This window comes from Holdemania sp., assembly GCF_986127675.1.
In genome coordinates, this window is sequence record NZ_CFQZWI010000002.1 from 38986 (window position 1) to 57447 (window position 18462).

The 18462-nt window shown below is 48.4% G+C and carries 13 protein-coding genes; 11 read left to right on the plus strand and 2 right to left on the minus strand.

Features of this window, described 5'->3' with window-relative positions:
• Positions 1-9: 9 nt before the first annotated feature.
• The 7 genes from AC5OW4_RS00670 to AC5OW4_RS00700 all read left to right on the plus strand — a co-directional run bounded on the left by AC5OW4_RS00670 (position 10) and on the right by AC5OW4_RS00700 (position 10898).
• On the plus strand, positions 10-1392 hold the full coding sequence (locus AC5OW4_RS00670; RefSeq protein ID WP_493676524.1) for a M14 family zinc carboxypeptidase: 1383 nt from the start codon (positions 10-12) through the stop codon (positions 1390-1392).
• Between the two features lie 192 nt (positions 1393-1584).
• Positions 1585-3180, plus strand: coding sequence for an ABC transporter substrate-binding protein (locus AC5OW4_RS00675; RefSeq protein WP_493676525.1), 1596 nt, complete (start codon positions 1585-1587; stop codon positions 3178-3180).
• Positions 3181-3416: 236 nt separating this feature from the next.
• The gene (locus tag AC5OW4_RS00680; RefSeq protein WP_493676526.1) at positions 3417-5009 is read left to right on the plus strand and encodes an ABC transporter substrate-binding protein; all 1593 of its coding nucleotides are present in this window, start codon (positions 3417-3419) and stop codon (positions 5007-5009) included.
• A 104-nt stretch (positions 5010-5113) separates the two neighbouring features.
• Positions 5114-6685 carry an ABC transporter substrate-binding protein gene (locus tag AC5OW4_RS00685; RefSeq protein ID WP_493676527.1) on the plus strand — a complete coding sequence of 524 codons (1572 nt, stop codon included), beginning with the start codon at positions 5114-5116 and terminating at the stop codon, positions 6683-6685.
• Positions 6686-6884: 199 nt separating this feature from the next.
• Positions 6885-8465: an ABC transporter substrate-binding protein gene (locus tag AC5OW4_RS00690; protein WP_493676528.1), complete on the plus strand. Its 1581-nt coding sequence runs from the start codon at positions 6885-6887 to the stop codon at positions 8463-8465.
• 222 nt (positions 8466-8687) lie between these two features.
• Positions 8688-10277, plus strand: a complete 1590-nt coding sequence (locus AC5OW4_RS00695; RefSeq protein WP_493676529.1) for an ABC transporter substrate-binding protein — start codon at positions 8688-8690, stop codon at positions 10275-10277.
• Between the two features lie 60 nt (positions 10278-10337).
• Positions 10338-10898, plus strand: coding sequence for a GNAT family N-acetyltransferase (locus AC5OW4_RS00700; protein WP_493676530.1), 561 nt, complete (start codon positions 10338-10340; stop codon positions 10896-10898).
• A 20-nt stretch (positions 10899-10918) separates the two neighbouring features.
• On the opposite strand, the gene AC5OW4_RS00705 is transcribed toward AC5OW4_RS00700, so the two are convergent.
• A complete protein-coding gene (locus AC5OW4_RS00705) occupies positions 10919-11098 on the minus strand; it encodes a hypothetical protein (RefSeq protein ID WP_493676531.1) in 180 nt (59 codons plus the stop codon).
• Between the two features lie 112 nt (positions 11099-11210).
• Complete coding sequence (locus AC5OW4_RS00710; RefSeq protein WP_493676532.1) at positions 11211-13196, minus strand: alpha/beta hydrolase family protein; 1986 nt, start codon at positions 13194-13196, stop codon at positions 11211-11213.
• 195 nt (positions 13197-13391) lie between these two features.
• Between AC5OW4_RS00710 and AC5OW4_RS00715 the strand changes: the two genes are divergently transcribed.
• The 4 genes from AC5OW4_RS00715 (at position 13392) to nagA (ending at position 18457) form a co-directional block, all read left to right on the plus strand.
• The gene (locus tag AC5OW4_RS00715) at positions 13392-14150 is read left to right on the plus strand and encodes a MurR/RpiR family transcriptional regulator (protein ID WP_072685873.1); all 759 of its coding nucleotides are present in this window, start codon (positions 13392-13394) and stop codon (positions 14148-14150) included.
• 210 nt (positions 14151-14360) lie between these two features.
• The gene (locus AC5OW4_RS00720; protein ID WP_493676533.1) at positions 14361-15920 is read left to right on the plus strand and encodes a PTS transporter subunit EIIC; all 1560 of its coding nucleotides are present in this window, start codon (positions 14361-14363) and stop codon (positions 15918-15920) included.
• Positions 15917-17251 carry a family 4 glycosyl hydrolase gene (locus tag AC5OW4_RS00725; RefSeq protein ID WP_493676534.1) on the plus strand — a complete coding sequence of 445 codons (1335 nt, stop codon included), beginning with the start codon at positions 15917-15919 and terminating at the stop codon, positions 17249-17251. The genes AC5OW4_RS00720 and AC5OW4_RS00725 overlap by 4 nt, the downstream gene beginning before the upstream one ends.
• A gap of 3 nt (positions 17252-17254) precedes the next feature.
• A complete protein-coding gene (gene nagA, locus AC5OW4_RS00730; RefSeq protein ID WP_493676535.1) occupies positions 17255-18457 on the plus strand; it encodes an N-acetylglucosamine-6-phosphate deacetylase in 1203 nt (400 codons plus the stop codon).
• The last annotated feature ends 5 nt before the right edge of the window (positions 18458-18462 follow it).

Below are 18462 nucleotides of genomic sequence, written 5' to 3' on the forward strand. Positions count from 1 at the left end.
AGAATTGAAATGGCTGATTTTATTCAAAAATTGATCGACAACATTCCGGATTATCAACAATTTCTGACTGTGGATGAGATGGATGAAAATTCCAGGCGGCTGGCAGCAGAATTTCCGGGGATCGTAGAAATTTTTGAGGCCGGGAAATCACGCAAGGGACATCCGATTTACTGCCTGAAGATTGGCAAAGGCAGCCGCAACGCTTTAATGTTCGGCTGTCCGCATCCCAACGAACCGATGGGCGCAATGCTGCTGGAGTATTTCTCACGGGCGCTGGCTGAAAATGAAGATCTGCGCAAAGAACTGGATTATACCTGGTATCTGATCAAAAGCATCGACCTCGACGGTACGCAGCTCAACGAAGGCTGGTTCAAGGGACCGATCACGCTGACCAACTTTACCCGTCATTACTTCCGCCCGGCCGGGTATGAACAGGTTGAATGGAATTTCCCGTTCCACTATAAAAACTATACCTACGACAAGCCGATTCCGGAGACCGTCTGCCTGATGAATTTGATCGACAAGATTCAGCCGCAGTTTATGTATTCGCTGCATAACGCCGGCTTCGGTGGCACGTACTGGTATCTGACCCGGGAGATTCCGGAATTGTGGGATAAGTTCTATGCCGCGACCGCGAAGCAGAATATTCCGCTGCACTTGGGCGAACCGGAAGTCAACTACATCACGCCGTTCTCTCAGGCGATCTATCCGATGATCAGTTCCAGAGATACCTACGATTACAATGAGAAATACGGCACGGTCGCGCCGGAAAAGCTGATGTCCACGGGCACCAGCAGCGCTGACTATGCCAGCCAGCAGGGCTACGATGCGACGACGTTGGTTACCGAGCTGCCTTATTTCTATGAGCCGCGCATTCAGAGCGATAAGCTGATGGATTTCACCCGCCGGGAAGCCGCGCTGAAAGGCCGCGAAGTCCTGCATGAAAACCGCAAGGCGGTCAAAGCTCGTTATGATCAGATTGCGGATCTGATCAGCGCCGACAACAGCTTCGCCAAGATGGTCAGCAACGGTTATGAACATTTTGAGGAAGACTATCGTCAGGAATGTGATTTTATCCGTCAGGATCCGAATTACGACGAATTGTGCAAGGAGTCCGAAGCGTTTGACAACTTGGAGATTCCGAAGTACCGCGTACTACTGCAGTGGACGCTTTTAATCCGCGCCTGCGAGCATGAGCTGGCGAAGAACCCAAGTCCGGAAGTCGCAGAACGGCTGCAGCGCATTCATGACGAGGGCGAAAAAGAATTTGCGAAACGGGCGGAAATCGCGGAGAAAGAACTGCATTATCAGGTCATTCCGATCCGTAAGCTGATCGCCGTGCAGCTGGAAAGCGGCATGCTGGTGGCGGATTATCTGCAAAAGCATCGTTAACCGTCGAAGCAAGGAAGTTGATCTTCCTTGTTTTCATTTCTTACATTTTTCTATGAATATTTTCAAAGATTGTAAAGAAAACGCTTAAATTTCACATACCAGTCGTACACATAGACTTCACATTTTTGAGAAAATCGTTTATTATTAAACTAACGGTTGCTTTAAAACAATCGATAGAGGAGGAAAGAATACATGAAAAAACTGCTTAAAGTTTTAGTCGTGTGTCTGGCCATGGCGATGACGCTTGCTGGATGTGGATCCAACAATGGCGGCACTGCCAATGAAGGCGGACAGACAGACGGCGAAACCAGCGGAATTCCTACGGATCAGACTCTGATCATGGTCACGCAGCAGGATCCGCAGAGCTTCAACCCGGACTTCAAGTCCGATGACGGCGCCTGGCCGATCAACCAGAACATTTTCAACCGTCTGGTAAAACTGGGCAACAACACAAAAATCAACCTGGATTTAGCTGAATCCTATGAATTCAGCGAAGATGGCATGCAGCTGACATTCCATCTTCATGATGGCGTTAAGTGGCATGACGGCGAGCCGTTTACCTCGGCTGACGTCAAGTGGACTTACGATACTGCGATCGCTGAAAAGTGGTCAAAAGCTGACAACCTGTCGAATATCGAAAGCATTGAATGCCCGGATGACAACACGGTTGTTATGAATCTGAAAACGCCGGACGTTTCGATTATTGCGAAGCTGGCCTGGTATGGCACATTCATTATGCCGAAGCATTTGTATGAAGGCACCGATACGGCGACTAACCCATACAACCAGAATCCAGTCGGAACGGGTCCGTTTAAATTTGTTGAATACAAAGCAGGCCAGTATGTAGCGTTGGAACGCAATGAAGATTACTGGGGCGATAAGGCGATTGCCAAAACGCTGAAGTTTGCGATCATTTCTGATGATAATACTCTGTGGGAAGCTTTCATGAACGGTGAAGTTGATGATCTGTGCCAGATGATCCCAGCTGCTCATGCGAATGATCTGGATGGTAATGATAACTATACATTCTATTCTGAAATGGGCATCAACCGGACTTATATCACATTTAATCTGCAGGATGAGCGTTTCCAGGATCAGCGTGTCCGCGAAGCCTTTGCTTTAGCGATCGACAACCAGGGCTGCTGGGATAGAACCGCTGGCGGCAATGGCGAACCTTCCAAGTATATGATTTCGCATGCCTTTACTAAGTACTTAGATGAAGATTCCAAATTACCGGAACGGAATGTCGAACAGGCCATGAAGCTGTTGGAAGAAGCTGGTTATACGAAAGATGCTGACGGCTATTACCTGCATGTAACATTAGATGCGTTCGAAAGCGGCAACTGGAAAGATCTGGCTGCGATTATCCAGCAGAATGTCAAAGAAGCCGGCATCGATCTGAAGATCAACATGATGGAAATGGCTGCTTGGCAGGATAAGGTTCAGGTTAACCGTAACTTTGAAATCACAATGTTAGCGGGCTATCAGGGACCGGATATTTCCGGTGTATCCGGACGTGTTCAGACTGGAACATCCATGAACATGGCTGGCTATTCCAATCCGGAACTGGACGCTTTATTAGACAAGGGCGTTACGCTGTCGAATGAAGAAGAAAGAATCGAATGCTACAAGGAAATTCAGAAGATCATGCGTGCTGATCTGCCGATCATCCCAATCATCGACAACGGCTACAAATATGCAATCAAGAAGGAAATGAAGGGTATGCCAATGGAACTGGACGATAAGACAGCTTCTTCGGAATACACCTACACTTACCGCGCTGAATAATTCATATTAGATTCTTAAAGACATGCTCATAAGGAGCGTGTCTTTTTCTCATGGTCATTTTTTTACTTCTGTCCGTCCAATGAAAAACACTTTTCATAAATGATGAAATTATTTACATAAAAGTATTGAATAATTTTTCATCGTCCTGTATCATACACTTATGTGAATGGGAGGGATTCTATTGGAAAGTGATAATGCACCATAGTTTTTCATTTAGATAGGGAGGGAGTTTAGAAATGAAAAAATGTTTTAAGATTTTGGCAGCTTTACTCAGCGCCGCACTCTTGCTGACGGGATGTCAGGGCGGCGGCGAAAAACCGGCGCAGACGACAGATTCGAAAACCGAAAATACAGAAACCATCGGCACATTTATCACGGCGGTACAGGGAGATCCATCGAGCTTTAATCCGGATATGAAATCGGATGATTATCTGTGGCCGATGGCTCAGAACTTGTTTAACCGCTTGTATAAGCTGGCGCCGGGCGATGTTCCAATTCCAGATTTAGCGACTTCCTACGAATGGAGCGACGACAATATGACGCTGACTTTCCATTTGCGTGACGGCGTAAAATGGCATGACGGCGAACCATTAACATCCAAAGACGTAAAATGGACCTACGATACAATCATTGAAAATAAATGGTCGAAGTCTGATACTTTTGTCAATGTCGATACGATTGAAGCGCCGGATGACCTGACAGTCGTCTTCAATATGAAAAATCCGGACGCCGGGCTTGTTCCTCTGTTAGCCTGGTATGCAACATTCATTCTGCCGGAGCACATCTGGAATGATCCTGCTTATCCGGATTTCGCAAAGAATCCGGCAATGCAGAAGCCAATCGGTTCCGGTCCGTTTAAGTTTGTTGAGTATAAGAGCGGACAGAGCGTTACTTTGGAACGCAATGAAGATTTCTTTGGCGGAGCTCCGGAAATCGAACGTCTGATCTATCAAATCATGCCGGATTTGAATACGACGTTAGAAGCGTTTAAAAATGGTGAAATCGACTACATTACGAGCTTGCCGACGGCGAATCTGCACGATTTCGACAATGACCCGAATTATGAAGTCTTCTCCTTCTTAAGCATTAACAGAACGTATCTGACCTTCAATATGGAGAAGGAACCGTTTAACAATCCAAAGCTGCGTCAGGCTGTCGCGTATGCGGTTGACCGTCAGGCGATCGTTGACCGGATGGGCAACGGCGTCAGCGCTTTGCCGGAATATTTCATTTCTCCGCTGTTTAAAGATTATCTGAATGATGATTACAAACTGCCGGAACGGGATATTGCGAAAGCGCAGGCATTGATGGAAGAATGCGGCTTGAAGAAAAATGCAGAAGGTTACTACCTGACAGTGACTTTAGATGCTTTTGAAAGTGGGAATTTTAAAGACGTTGCGGCGATCGTTCAGTCCAGTTTGAAGGAAGCTGGCATCAAGGTAGAATTGAATATGATGGAATATGCCGCCTGGGGTGATCAGGTTAAAGAAGGGCGTAAGTTTAATATGACGATGCTTGCGGGCTATCAGGGACCGGATATTTCCGGAATCTATATGCGTGTCGGCATTAATGGTTCGAACAACTTTACCGGTTATGCCAGCGATGCGATGGAAGCAGCGCTGAATAAAGGCGCGCAGAACTCGGATCCGGCGATTCGTAAGGAAGCCTATGATGAAGTTCAGAAGCTGATGAGCGAAGACATGCCGATCGTCTTATTGCTTGACAATGGTCAGGTTATTCCGGTTAAATCCAAATTCGACGGCACGCCGTATCAGGTTCCGGATAAAGCTGCGACCAACGAATTGACCTACGTAACATTAAAAAAATAGGAAATGTTCAAAACGGAGCGTTTTTTACAGAAATGCTCCGTTTTCACTGTTTTTTCTCGCCGCTATTCCTGATATAATGAAATTAAGAAAGAAGAGGAAAATTTATGAAAAAATTTCTCAAACTGCTTGCGGTAGGCTTGGTTGCGGCGTTGGCGCTGACGGCTTGCGGCGGGCAGAATAGCGACAATGCCGGCGAGCCGACCTCAGAATTATCCAACGATACGCTTGTTGCCATTGTAGCGAATGATCCGTCAAGTTTTCATCCAGACTTTAAGTCTGATGATAATGCCTGGGGACCAAACCAGAACATTTTTAACCGTTTGGTTAAATTGAATGCCTATGATCAGGTGATTCCGGATCTGGCGGAAACCTGGGAATGGAACGACGACAGCACTCAGGTTACATTCCATTTGCATGAAGGCGTGAAATGGCATGATGGCGAAGCATTTACTTCGGCGGACGTAAAATGGACTTACGATACGCTGATCGCGGAAAAATGGAATAAAAGCGACAGCTTTGCTTCCGTTGAATCGATCGAATGTCCAGATGACAACACCGTTGTAATGAATCTAAAATATCCGGATGTTTCTCTGATCGCAAAATTATCCTGGTATGGCACATTCATTATGCCAAAGCATCTGTACGAAGGTACCGATACAGCGACCAATGAATATAACATGAAACCAGTTGGCACAGGTCCATTCAAATTTGTTGAATTCCAGAAAGGCGTTCAGATTGTATTGGAACGAAATGAAGATTATTGGGGCGATAAGGCTAGAGTTGCAAAGGTGATTTATTCAATCATTCCAGATGCGACAACAGCTTTGCAGGCGTTTATCTCTGGTGAGGTTGATTACTACACATCAATTCCGACGCAGAATGCCAATGATTTTGATAATGATCCGAACTATGAGGTTTATCCAGTGGTCGGAATGAATCGATCCTATGTTACGGTAAATATGACAAATGATAAATTCAAGGACCCACGAGTTCGTCAGGCAATCGCTTATGGAATTGACCGGCAGATGATCTGGGATCGCTGTGCTGGTGGAACAGGCGCCGTGGCTTCGACATTTATCGCGCCAAATACCGGTTTTGCTGATGAAAAATACCAGATGCCGGAACGTGACGTAGCGAAGGCTCAACAGCTTTTAGAAGAAGCAGGATTGAAGAAAGACGCAAATGGAATTTATTTTTCTACGGAAATGAAATTCTTTGACAGTAGTTATTTTAAAGACGCGGCGACAATTATTCAGTCGAATCTGAAAGAAGTCGGAATTGACGTCAAGTTAACAATGCTGGAATATGCGGCCTGGGGTGATACTGTAAAACTGAATCATGATTTTGAGATGACAATGGCTGCAGGTTATCAGGGACCCGATGTTTCTGGAGTTTCTGGACGTGTCGCTACAGGAGCTTCCATGAATTTCATGGGTTATTCCAATCCTGAATTGGACGCATTACTTGAAAAAGGTGTTCAGGTATCTGATGAAACAGAAAGAAAAGCCGTATACAGCGAAGTTCAGCGCATTATGAGTGAAGAGATGCCGATCATTCTGTTTATGGATAATGGCGCCAAAGTCCCGGTTAAAAAGACACTGAAGGGCACGCCTTATCAGGAACCGACAAAAGCCGCTTCCAATGAATTAACTTACGTTGAATTTGTAAAAGAATAGAACAAAGAACTGCAGTAAGCTCAATGAAAATCATGAAGAGCACTGCAGTTTTTCTATGTTTGCTTATGTAAAATTTACATTGTGAATAATGAAACTTTCTCACAATGATGAAACATGGCGTGAAATGGATTGACGATGTTTTCCAACAAGCGTAAACTTAAAATTATCATTCATTCTTCACAAGTAAGGAGGGAAAATTATGAAGAAACTGACAAAGCTCTTAGCCGCCATGATGGTGGCCTGCCTCACCATGGCCGGATGCGCCGGCGGGGGCGGCACTGATCAGAAAGACCAGGCTGTACCACAGGATGTTTTGATCGTCAATGTTACAGGCGATCCGCAAAGCTTTAATCCGGATATGAAATCGGATGACTACGCATGGCCGATCAATCAGAATATTTACAGCCGGCTGGTAAAACTCAACAGCGACGATCAGGTGATTCCAGATCTGGCTGAAAGTTGGGAATTCAGCGACGATGGAATGAAATTGACATTCCATTTGAAGAAAGATGTGAAGTGGCATGACGGCGAAGCGCTCACTTCGGAGGACGTGAAATGGACGTTCGATACGATGATCGCCAATAAATGGTCGAAATCTGACAGTCTGGCTTCGGTTGAATCAATCGAATGTCCGGATGATCTGACTGTTGTCTTAAATATGAAAGTAAAAGATGTTTCTATCGTTTCCAAGCTGGGCTGGTATGCAACGTTTATCATGCCGGAACATATCTGGAATGATCCGCAATATAAGGATTTTACATCCAATCCGGCAAACTGGCAGCCAGTAGGAAGCGGACCATACAAGTTTGATAATTATAAGAGCGGAGTCGCGACGACGTTAGTCAAGAATAGCGACTATTTCGACGGTGAGCCAATTATTGAAAAATTAATCTTTACAATCGTTCCGGATTCGACAACCGCATTCCAGTCGTTTGTCAACGGTGAAATTGATTACTTTAACATTATTGTTCCGACGGCGAATAAGCATGATCTGGATAATAATCCGGATTATCGTTTCTTCGATTACATTTCAATCAACCGGACTTATCTGACGTTTAATATGAAAGAAGGCCGCTTTACAGATCCGCGTCTGCGGCAGGCGGTGGCGAAAGGGGTCGACCGTCAGGGGATTTTCGACCGGGTTTCCAATGGCGCTGGCGCTTTGGCAGAATACTTTATTTCGCCTCTGTGGGAAGGCAAATACCTTGATAAGCAGTATAGAATGCCGGAACGCGATATCGAAGGTGCAAAGAAGTTAATTGAAGAAGCCGGTTACACGATGGATGAAGACGGGTATTATTTCTCAATGACACTGGACAGCTTCGATGACGGAAACTTTAAAGATATTGCCCAGATTGTCAAAGAAAATCTGAAAGAAATCGGGATTAACGTTAATCTGAATATCATGGAAATGGCTGCCTGGCAGGATAAAGTAATGGGAGAAAACCCGGACTTTGAAATGACAATGCTGGCAGGCTATCAGGGTCCGGACGTATCCGGCGTGGCCGGACGCGTGGCCTCCAACGGCGGGACCAATGTCGGTATGTATAACAATCCTGAAATGGATGCGGCGCTGCAGGCGGCCGTCGAAATAGACGACGTGCAGGAACGGGCCAAGTATTACAGTGAAGTTCAGCGTATGATGTACGAAGATATGCCGATGGTTTTCTTATTTGAAAACGGCGATCATCAGCCGGTCAAGATTTCTCTGGACGGTACGCCTCGAGATGTGCCGAATAAAGCGGCTTCCAATGAGTTTACATACACGATGTTTAAGTAAACAACGCAGGTTTCTTTATGAATTATGCGCAAAAGCGCAGGTTTGAGATAAACCTGCGCTTTGCTTTGCTCAATAAGAAGTGAAAAATGTTTCAAAAGAAAATGATATAAATATACATTTACTGAAATAAATGTAAAATATCATCTTGACGTTCGCTTTTCCTCCGTGTAAACTCAAACTATATTCTTCTAAAATGAAGGAAGACGCAAGGAGGGAAAGGGTATGAAAAAATTACCGAAACTGCTGACAGCCTTATTGATTGCGTGTTTAATGCTGGCGGGCTGCGGCACAGATGAAAAGAAAACCGACAAGGATGGGACAACAGGGGAAACACCGGCACAGGATGTTTTAATCTATGCCGTTAACGGGGATCCGCAAAGTTTTAATCCCGATATGAAGTCTGATGACTATGCTTATCAAATCAATCAGAACGTTTACAGCCGGTTGGTCAAGCTGAATGCGAACGACCAGATATTACCGGATCTGGCAAAGAACTGGGAGTTTTCCGAAGATGGTCTGACGCTAACCTTCCATTTACAGGAAGGTGTGAAATGGCATGATGGCGAACCGTTTACTTCGGAAGACGTCAAATGGACGTTCGATACGATGAAACAGAATTCCTGGACAAAATCGGATTCGCTGGCGGCAGTGACTTCGATTGAATGTCCGGATGACAATACCGTCGTTTTGAATCTCAGCCAGCGCGACGTCGGCATCGTTCCTAAATTAGGCTGGTATGCGACGTTCATCATGCCGGAACATATCTGGAACGATCCGGCTTATTCTGACTTTGTATCCAACCCGGCGGCATGGAATCCAGTCGGAACGGGTCCTTACAAGTTTGAAAAGTATGATGCAGGAATCGGGACAACGTTGGTTAAAAATGAAGATTACTTTGGAACGGAAGCGACAATCGAAAGATTGATCTTCCAGGTCATTCCGGATCAGACGACGGCTTATCAGTCTTTCCTGAACGGCGAAGTTGACTATCTGGGCGTAAGCGTTCCGACGGCGAATAAGCATGAACTGGACAACGATCCGAATTATAAGCATTTCCACTATCTGTCGATCAACAGAACGTATATTACCTTCAACATGGAAACCAGCATCTTCAAGGACGTTCGTCTGCGCCAGGCTGTCGCGATGGGCGTTGACCGTCAGGGCATTTACGATCGGGTTGCCAACGGAACTGGGGCGTTAGCTGAATACTTCATCTCGCCGTTATGGGAAGGCAAGTATCTGGATAAACAGTACACGATGCCGGCCCGCGACGTGGAAGCGGCGAAGAAGCTGATTGAAGAAGCCGGTTATACATTACGCGACGACGGGTTCTATTTCGATATGACGATGGATATCTTTGAAAGCGGAAACTTTAAGGATATCGCGCAGATCGTGAAAGAAAACCTGAAGGAAATCGGCATCAACGTCACGTTGAATATCATGGAAATGGCGGCATGGCAGGATAAAGTCATTACCAATTCCAACTTTGATATGACGATGCTGGCAGGCTATCAGGGACCGGATGTCTCCGGTGTTGCCGGACGCGTCGCTTCCAATGGCGGAACCAACGTCGGATTGTATAACAATCCGGAAATGGATGCCGCGCTGCAGGCTGGCGTTGAAACTGACGACGATGCAGAACGGGCCAAGGCCTACAGCGAGGTTCAGCGGCTGATGAGCGAAGATATGCCGATGGTCTTCCTGTTTGAAAACGGCGACTGTCTGCCGGTTGCGGTCAATCTTGACGGTACGCCGAGAGATGTTCCGGAATTGACGAGCGCCGCGGAATTCACGTACGCGAATTACAAATAAGTCTAAATTCAGAAAGCCGTCGGTTGACGGCTTTCTTTTGAAAGGAGCGGGAATCAGCGAATGGAAATGGAAACCGACAGAATCAGGTTACGACCTTGGGATAGGAAGGATCTGGAGGATCTTTACGCTTTCGCAAAGAATCCAGCCGTGGGGCCGCAGGCCGGTTGGCGGCCGCATCAAAGTAAAGAAGAAAGCAGTCAGATCTTAAGCCGGATGATGACCACTCCCGACGCGTTTGCGGTTGTGCTGAAATCTACGATGCGAGTCGTCGGCATGATCAGCGCGGGCGTCGATACTTCGCGGTGCAACCTGGCGGCGAAGACGATCGGCTGCGCACTGGATGAAGCATATTGGAATCAGGGCATCATGACGGAAGCGGTCGGTCTGATGATCCGGCATCTATTTGACGATCCGGGAACGGAATTGATCGCGATGGATCATTTCGTAGACAACTGGGGTTCGCGGCGAGTGATCGAAAAGAACGGCTTTCATTATGAGGAAACAATCCGGCAGAAAGTGCGGTTGTATACCGGCGAGGTTAAGGATTGCCGATGTTATTCCATAACGCGGGCTGAATTTGAGGCCCTGCAAAATCAAGCTCCAATAACGGGAAATGCGTGAAAATAAAAAATGAATCCGGTTTATTCGGATTCATTTTCAGTCTGGATTGACAGTCTAATTTTTTTGGCTGCGCTTTCTTTACGATATTTGTGAAACTGAGTCAGGAAAATCGCGGGGAAGACGACAGCCGAAGCGGCGACCACAGACATTAAGCCGATCATCATCGACTGATAAACCGTTTCCATCGGGGATTGCTTCATGATATTCACACTCCTTATACTTCCTATTATAGCCTGATCGACGGTCAAATAGAAGACGACAAAACAGGTGAAATGGATAAAGGGAGAGCTTTGCGTTCTCCCTTTCCTTTGTTTATTTACAATGTTTGTCGAACCATTCGACCATCGCGGTTAAGCGCTGGATGCGGTGCGACGGCTTACCAAAGATCGGCAGGCCGTGGTGTTCGCCATGGAACAACAGGAACCGGGTTTCCACGCCATGCAGCTTCAGGGCGTAGAACATCTGAATCGGTTCGGCGATCCAGCAGCGGTAATCCTGATCGGAATGAATGAACATCGTCGGTGTTTTGACGCGGTCGGCATATTTCAGCGGCGACTGTTCCCATACCAGCGCGACATCGGACCACGGCGTTGCGGCCTGATTGTCCATGTTGTAGGTGAAGCCGATATCGGTGCATAAGAACTTCGTGACGTAGTTGGAAATGGAAGCTTCCGGGATCGCCGCCTTAAACCGGTCGGTCTGCGTGATGATCCAGTTGCTCATATATCCACCATAGCTGCTGCCGGTCACGCCTAAACGTTCGCCGTCCAGCTGCGGATACTGCGCCAGCACCGCGTCGGTAAAGGCCATCAGATCACTGTAATCCTCTTTCCCGAAATGCCCGCGGATATCGGCGAAGGCATTGCCGCGGGAATCAGAACCGCGCGGGTTGCAATAGAAGACAAAATAGCCGTTGGCGGCGAAGACCTGCATTTCATGATTGATAACCGGACCAAAGGTTCCTTTCGGACCTCCATGAATCTCCAGAATGCCCGGATATTTCTTGTTGATATCGAAATCGGCCGGTTTGATCACGAAACCTTCGTGCCGGATACCGTCGTTGTAGAACTCGATTTTTTCGATCGGGGAAACCGCGGTGGCCGCATGATACTCGCTGTTGAAATGCGTCAGCTGCGTTTCCGCTTCATCCTGCAGGAAGTAGATCTCCTGCAGCTTCTGATCGCGCAGACCGATGAAGACGATCCCCTTGTCCGTGACCTCGAAGTCCTCAATTCCGCCATGATAGCCGGATAAGCGCTGCAGCTGGCCGTGTTCATCGAAGCATTTCAGACAGCCGTCGTTTTCATCGGTGCAGCTGAAATAAATCTTGTCGTTATACGCTTTGACCGCCGTGCCAAACTGTTGGATGCAGTCGGAGCCAAGCGAGGCGCCGTAGGAATTGTCGTAATGCACTAACCGCGTGCGCTGCTGATCTTCCTCGACGACAAACAGCGTGGCATGCTGATGCAGACCATATTCCTTGAAATCCGAGATCGCGGCGATGATCTTGTGATTGATATAGAAAGCCCAGCTGACGTTGACCTCATGATCCGGAATCAGCGTCAGATCTTTTTTTGTCGTGCAGTCGAACTGATGCAGCGAGCTTGGAATTTCCCGGACGGAGTTCATCGGATTGCTGATATAAAGCAGCTTGTTGTCCTGAATGTGCGCGATCGAGGCGTTGGCGGACGGTTCGGAGATCGCTGTTGCCGCCCGGGTATCCAGATCCAGCAGATAGAGGCGCGTGCGCTTCATGTTGGTGAGACCCTGACCGTTGGCCCAGAACGGAATTTCATCGAACCATTCGTAATCCTTGTGCGATTCACGTTCTTTTTTCCATTTCTTTTTCTCGTCGTCGGTTTGGCATTCAAAATCGTTCATGCCGTCCGCGCGGTAGGCAACCGACAGGATCAGCTGGTTGTCGTTGACTTTCTGGAAGCTGCCGACCGGCATCGCCAGACGGAACCATTCCACAGCTTCCCCACCGTGAATGTTCAGCTTATAGAAGACCGTCATGCTTTCGCCATCTGCGGTTTTCTCCTTCAGCTTCGGATCGCGGCAGCCGGTGAATACGATTGTTTCGTCATCCCACCAGATCGCTTTCTTTTCTTCGCCGCCGGAGGTTAACTGGCGTGTTTTTTGAGTGGCCAGATCGAGCAGCCACAAATTGCCGGGATAGTTGTCGGCATCTTGATCGCCGGTGATGACGGTGAATACCGCGTGCTGCTGATCGGGGCTGACCTGCAGGCTGCCCAGATAGCGATAATCCATAAAATCTTGAATCTGTACTTTTTTCATGCTTTCTCTCCCATCTATCGTCTATTCTATCACAAGCCGCCGGGGAATGAAGGATAAATGACAGGAAGAGGGATGAAATTTTGAATCGGGGAAAAGGGAGAACAGAAAAAAGAACAGGTTGTCAGAACAGGCTGTTTTCTGGATTTCATCTCGTGGTATAATATGTCCAATCACATTCAGCGAGGGGGAATCACGATGGATTTTTACTCCAATAATTACGATCTGCTGACAGGCAGCGAGCGGACGCTGCTGCACTATATTCTGGACCATCCCGAGACAATTTCAAAAATGACGTGTCAGAAGCTGGCGGATCAATGCGGTGTGTCCAAAACCGTTGTGATCAACATGTCGCAGAAGCTGGGCTTTGAAGGGTATAACGATTTGCGTTTTTTCCTGAAAAACCGGGCGAAAGAGACGCTGCCGGCTGCGAGCGTGGAATCCGTGGAAGCCGAGATCACCGGCAACGTGACGAAAACGATGCAGCTTAACAAACCGGAAACCATGCGGCAGGCGGCGCAGTCCATCGTGAATTCGCAATGTGTCTATGTGATTTCCCGCGGGACGTCCAAAGCAGTCGGCAGCTATCTGGAACATCTGCTGCTGACGCTCAACGTCAAGTGCATCAACATTCCGGATTACAACCTGCTGAATATCATCGCCCGGCAGATGACGCATGAAGAAGTATTGATCGCCATCTCACTGTCCGGGAAGACGCCGATTATCGTGGAAACAGCGAAGGTTGTCAAGGCGTATGGCAACGCTTTGATCACGCTGACCGCTTTTGTCAACGGTCCGCTGGTCCAGTACAGCGATCTGGCTTTGTATTGTTCCTCGAGCACGACCGATACCAAAATCGACGATATCGTAACGCGGATCGGCATGTTCGCGGTCGTGGATTTGTTAGTCCATTATGTTCAGGTCGAGCAGCTGCGTCAGCATAAAACAGGACTTTAAATTATTCGAAGGTAAATTGAAAAAGAACTTTAACCGCGGGACTGTCCGTGGTTATTTTTTTGTGCTCTTCGATCAGGTAAGCTTTTTGCCTGGATTTGTGACCGTGGTCATTTTCAGTGACCAGAGTAAAAAAGACTGTCGGAAATAACCGGTTGTTTTATTGAAATCGCTTTCAATCTCCGGTAATTTAGTAGGCAGGGAGGAACTGCTATGAAAAAGTATAGTGAGCAGATTCAACGTTTCGGTCGATCACTGCTGCTGCCAATCGGGGTTATGGCGCCGGTGGGCTTACTGCTGGGCTTGTCCGCGGCCTTCACCCAGTCGTACATGATCGATCTGCTGCCCTTTTTGGGCAATCCAACCGTCAAGCTGATCTTTACCAGCATCCGTCAGATTTCCGATCTGATCTTCGGCAACATTCCGATTATGTTTGCGATGGGCGTCGCCTATGGGATGGCGAAACGTGATAAGGGAATCGCGGTCTTCTCGTCCGTCATGGCGTATCTGATTCTTTTGATCACGATGAAAATCTGGCTGTCGGCTTCAGGACAGCTGATCACCGAAGGCAATATCGCCGTCGGCGGTCAGGCAATGGTCTTAGGCATGCAGACGTTAAACGTCAACGTTTTAGGCGGCATCATCGCCGGTCTGGTCGCCGCCTGGGCTTCCGACAAGTTCTATAATCTGGAATTGCCGATTGCATTTGCCTTCTTCTCCGGCAAGAAATCCGTCCCGTTAATCTCGATGGGCGTGACGGTGGCGATCGGTTTGATTCTGCCGTTCTTCTGGCAATATTTCATTGCCTTCTGCAGCAGCTTGTCCGGCCTGCTTCTGCATAAGATTCTCGGACCGGTGCTGTCAGGCTTTGTCAACCGGATGATGATTCCGTTTGGTCTGCATCACGTCTGGAACGCGATGCTGCGCTTCACGGAAGCCGGCGGCACGTATGTGATCAATGGCCAAACTTACATTGGTTATCTTGATGCGATGAATGAAATTTTGTTTAATCTTGGACCGGAAAGCGAATACTGGGCGTTGATGCCGGAGCTGACCCGCTTTGGCGCGCAGAATCAGATGGTCAGAACGATGTTCGTCTTCCCGGCAATCGGCTTGGCGATGTACAAGACCGCGTATCCGGAGAACAAAGCGTTGGCGAAGTCCCTGATTCTGACCTCGGTGCTGACGGCGGCGCTGGGCAATGTGACCGAACCGCTGGAATTTACGTTCCTGTTCATCGCACCGGCACTGTATGTCATCTACGCGCTGATCGGAACGCTTGGCTCGTTAGCTCTCTACTTTATGGGAACGGCGGTCGGTTATATCCGCGGCACGGTGTTTGACTTTGTCATCTTCGGCGTCATGATGAAGAATTCCCATTGGATCAATATCGTGATCGTCGGCGTGATCAGCTTCGTCGTTTATTACTTCCTGTTCAAGTGGTGGATCGTCAAATTTGACGTCAAGACGCCGGGACGGGAAGACGAGCCGTCCGCGGATAACGTGCTGATCCGGGAAAAGCGGTATGACGAAATCGCGAAGATTGTGATCGAAGCGCTGGGCGGGCCGTCCAACATCGGCACGGTCGACAACTGTATTACCCGCTTGCGGATTGATATCAACGACAACAAGAAGATTGACAAGGATCTTTTGAAAAAATCCGGGTGTGCTGGAATCTTCTTCCCGACGACCAAGCATATTCACATTGTTTTCGGACCGCTGGTGGAATTTGTCCGCAATGCGGTTGACGATGAACTGGGGCGGCACGCATGAGGAGAACACCGCACACGATAACAATTTCCGGAGCCGGCAGCTGCCGGACTCCGGCCTTGATCGGGACGCTGATGCAGATGAAAGACCGGTTCCCGGTAAAGAAAGTCATCTTTTTTGATAAGGACCTGAATCGCTTCGGCAAAATTGAAGATTACTGCCGCCTGCTGCTGCATACCTTTTCCCCGGAAACTGAGGTCGTGGTGACCGGCGATATGGATGAAGCCTACTGTGCCTGCGACTTTGTTTTCTGTCAGATGCGGGTGGGTCAGAACACGATGCGTTCGTATGATGAAAAGATCCCGCTGAAATATGGACTGGTCGGACAGGAAACCTGCGGCCCGGGCGGTTTCGCCTACGGCATGCGTTCAATCGGCGGGATGAAAGAAATGGTCGACTGCGTCCGCAAGTATTCCCAAGAAACCTGGATTCTGAATTACACCAATCCGGCGGCCATCGTCGGTCTGGCGCTGGATCGGTTATATCCTGACGATCACCGTCTGATCAATATGTGCGACCAGCCGTATTCGATGATGGTCAGCTTTGCCAAGATCCTCAACGTTGACGTTAAAACGCTGCGGGCCCGGTATTTCGGATTAAATCATTTCGGCTGGTTCACCGCGCTCTACGATACGGAAGGTCATGACTATTTTGATACGCTGCGCGATTACCTGATGAATCATGATTTTAAGCCTTACAATGCAGAACAGCGCACAAAGTCCTGGCTGGATACCTATCTGCGCGTCAACAAGATGATGAACTGTGTTTCAGAATATATCCCGACGACGTATCTGCAATATTATTTCTATGCGGACGAGATCGTGAAGGAAAGCGATCCGCAGTTCACCCGCGCTGACGAAACGATCCTGACCCGGGAAAAAGAGGTCTGGGACGTCTGCGCGCTGGCCCGGGGCAAAACCGAGCTGCGCGAGATTCCGGTGCTGACTTCGCCGGTGTTCGGTTCAATGATGGTCGAGGTGGCAGAATCGATCGCCTATGACTTAAATCAGGAATTCATCGTGATGACGCGCAATACAGGACTGATTGACAACTTCCCGGCGGAAGCCGTTGTGGAAGTCGCCGGAACATTGGGGAAAGACGGTGTGCGGGGAATTCCGTACGGCCCGGTGAAAACATTCTATAAAGGATTGATGGAAAATCAATATGCCTATGAAGAACTGACTTGCGAGGCCTGGATGGAAAACGACTATACCAAGGCGCTGCAGGCGCTGACGCTGAACCGGACCGTCAACGATTTTGACAAGGCGAAGGCGGTGCTGGACGATCTCATGGAGGTCAACAAGGATTACTGGACATTGGAAAAGAGGGATTAAGCGATGTTTTTGAAATCGACAAGAATTTATTTTCCCCATCAGATCTGCCGCAGCGGTTATCTGGAAGTAGCGGGTGAGGTCATCCGGGGATTCTCTACGGAAGTGCCCGTCGGCGCCGAGGTTATTGATTATGGCGATCATCTGCTTCTTCCGGGTTTTATCGATCAGCATATTCATGGCTGGGGTACCGGCAGCTTCAACAACGATAAATCTGTCCATTCGATACAGGAAATGAAGAAAAACCTGCCGTATGAGGGCGTGACGAGTTTTTTGGCGACCTCTGGTGCGGAACCGGTCGAGGATCTGGTCGAGGGCGTCAAAAATGCCAGCTGGGTTGTCGATCATCAGAAAGACGACGGCGCAACGCTGCTGGGCGTTCATCTGGAAGGCCCGTTTATCAATAAGGAGTACAAGGGCATGCAGCGGGAAGATTGCTGCATCGACCCGGACATGACGATCATGCGGCGGTTCATGGACGCTCAGTCCCACCCGCAGATCATCCGTCTGATGACGCTGGCGCCGGAGCTTCCGGGAGCGAAGGAGTTGATCCAGTTCTGCCATGCGCATCACATTCAGATCAATATCGGTCACAGCGCGGCAACCTTCGACTGCATCCGGGATCTGAAGGAGTATGGCTTAGGCGGCGTAACCCACATGTTCAGCGGCATGCGCGGGCTGCATCACCGGGAGCCGGGGGTGGCTGGCGCAGCGCTGTATTTCGACGATTTGAACTGCGAATTCGCGAAACAGACCGGCATGACCGTACGGCCGGAAGTGTTCGCCCTGACCTGGCGTCTAAAAAGCAAGGATAAAATCATCATGACGACGGACTGCGGCGGGATTGCGCTGACAAAAAAAGAAAAGTATCATTATATCCGGAAGCAGACGTTTATTCCCAACGGCGACGAGCTGATTCTGCGCAATGACGACGGCAGCGAGGAACACGTTGATATTCATGATTACAAGGCGGTGCGGAATCTGGAGCTGAGCTATATCAAATCAATCCGCAATCTGATCGCCAACGTCCATCCGTCCATTCATGAGATCATGAAGATCACGGCGGAAAATCCGGCGCGGTATATCGGTGTGGATGACCGCAAGGGAAGTCTGGAAGCAGGAAAGGACGCTGATATTCTTGTCGTCAACGATGCTTTTGAAATTCAGGCAACCTACTGCATGGGAAAATTGTATAAAAGTGAGGAGTGATGGTC

Bases quoted from the DNA above. Each gene is read 5' to 3' on its own strand.
- AC5OW4_RS00670 (WP_493676524.1), top strand. From the start codon at position 10: ATGGCTGATTTTATTCAAAAATTGATCGACAACATTCCGGATTATCAA.
- AC5OW4_RS00675 (WP_493676525.1), top strand. From the start codon at position 1,585: ATGAAAAAACTGCTTAAAGTTTTAGTCGTGTGTCTGGCCATGGCGATG.
- AC5OW4_RS00680 (WP_493676526.1), top strand. From the start codon at position 3,417: ATGAAAAAATGTTTTAAGATTTTGGCAGCTTTACTCAGCGCCGCACTC.
- AC5OW4_RS00685 (WP_493676527.1), top strand. From the start codon at position 5,114: ATGAAAAAATTTCTCAAACTGCTTGCGGTAGGCTTGGTTGCGGCGTTG.
- AC5OW4_RS00690 (WP_493676528.1), top strand. From the start codon at position 6,885: ATGAAGAAACTGACAAAGCTCTTAGCCGCCATGATGGTGGCCTGCCTC.
- AC5OW4_RS00695 (WP_493676529.1), top strand. From the start codon at position 8,688: ATGAAAAAATTACCGAAACTGCTGACAGCCTTATTGATTGCGTGTTTA.
- AC5OW4_RS00700 (WP_493676530.1), top strand. From the start codon at position 10,338: ATGGAAATGGAAACCGACAGAATCAGGTTACGACCTTGGGATAGGAAG.
- AC5OW4_RS00705 (WP_493676531.1), bottom strand. From the start codon at position 11,098: ATGAAGCAATCCCCGATGGAAACGGTTTATCAGTCGATGATGATCGGC.
- AC5OW4_RS00710 (WP_493676532.1), bottom strand. From the start codon at position 13,196: ATGAAAAAAGTACAGATTCAAGATTTTATGGATTATCGCTATCTGGGC.
- AC5OW4_RS00715 (WP_072685873.1), top strand. From the start codon at position 13,392: ATGGATTTTTACTCCAATAATTACGATCTGCTGACAGGCAGCGAGCGG.
- AC5OW4_RS00720 (WP_493676533.1), top strand. From the start codon at position 14,361: ATGAAAAAGTATAGTGAGCAGATTCAACGTTTCGGTCGATCACTGCTG.
- AC5OW4_RS00725 (WP_493676534.1), top strand. From the start codon at position 15,917: ATGAGGAGAACACCGCACACGATAACAATTTCCGGAGCCGGCAGCTGC.
- nagA (WP_493676535.1), top strand. From the start codon at position 17,255: ATGTTTTTGAAATCGACAAGAATTTATTTTCCCCATCAGATCTGCCGC.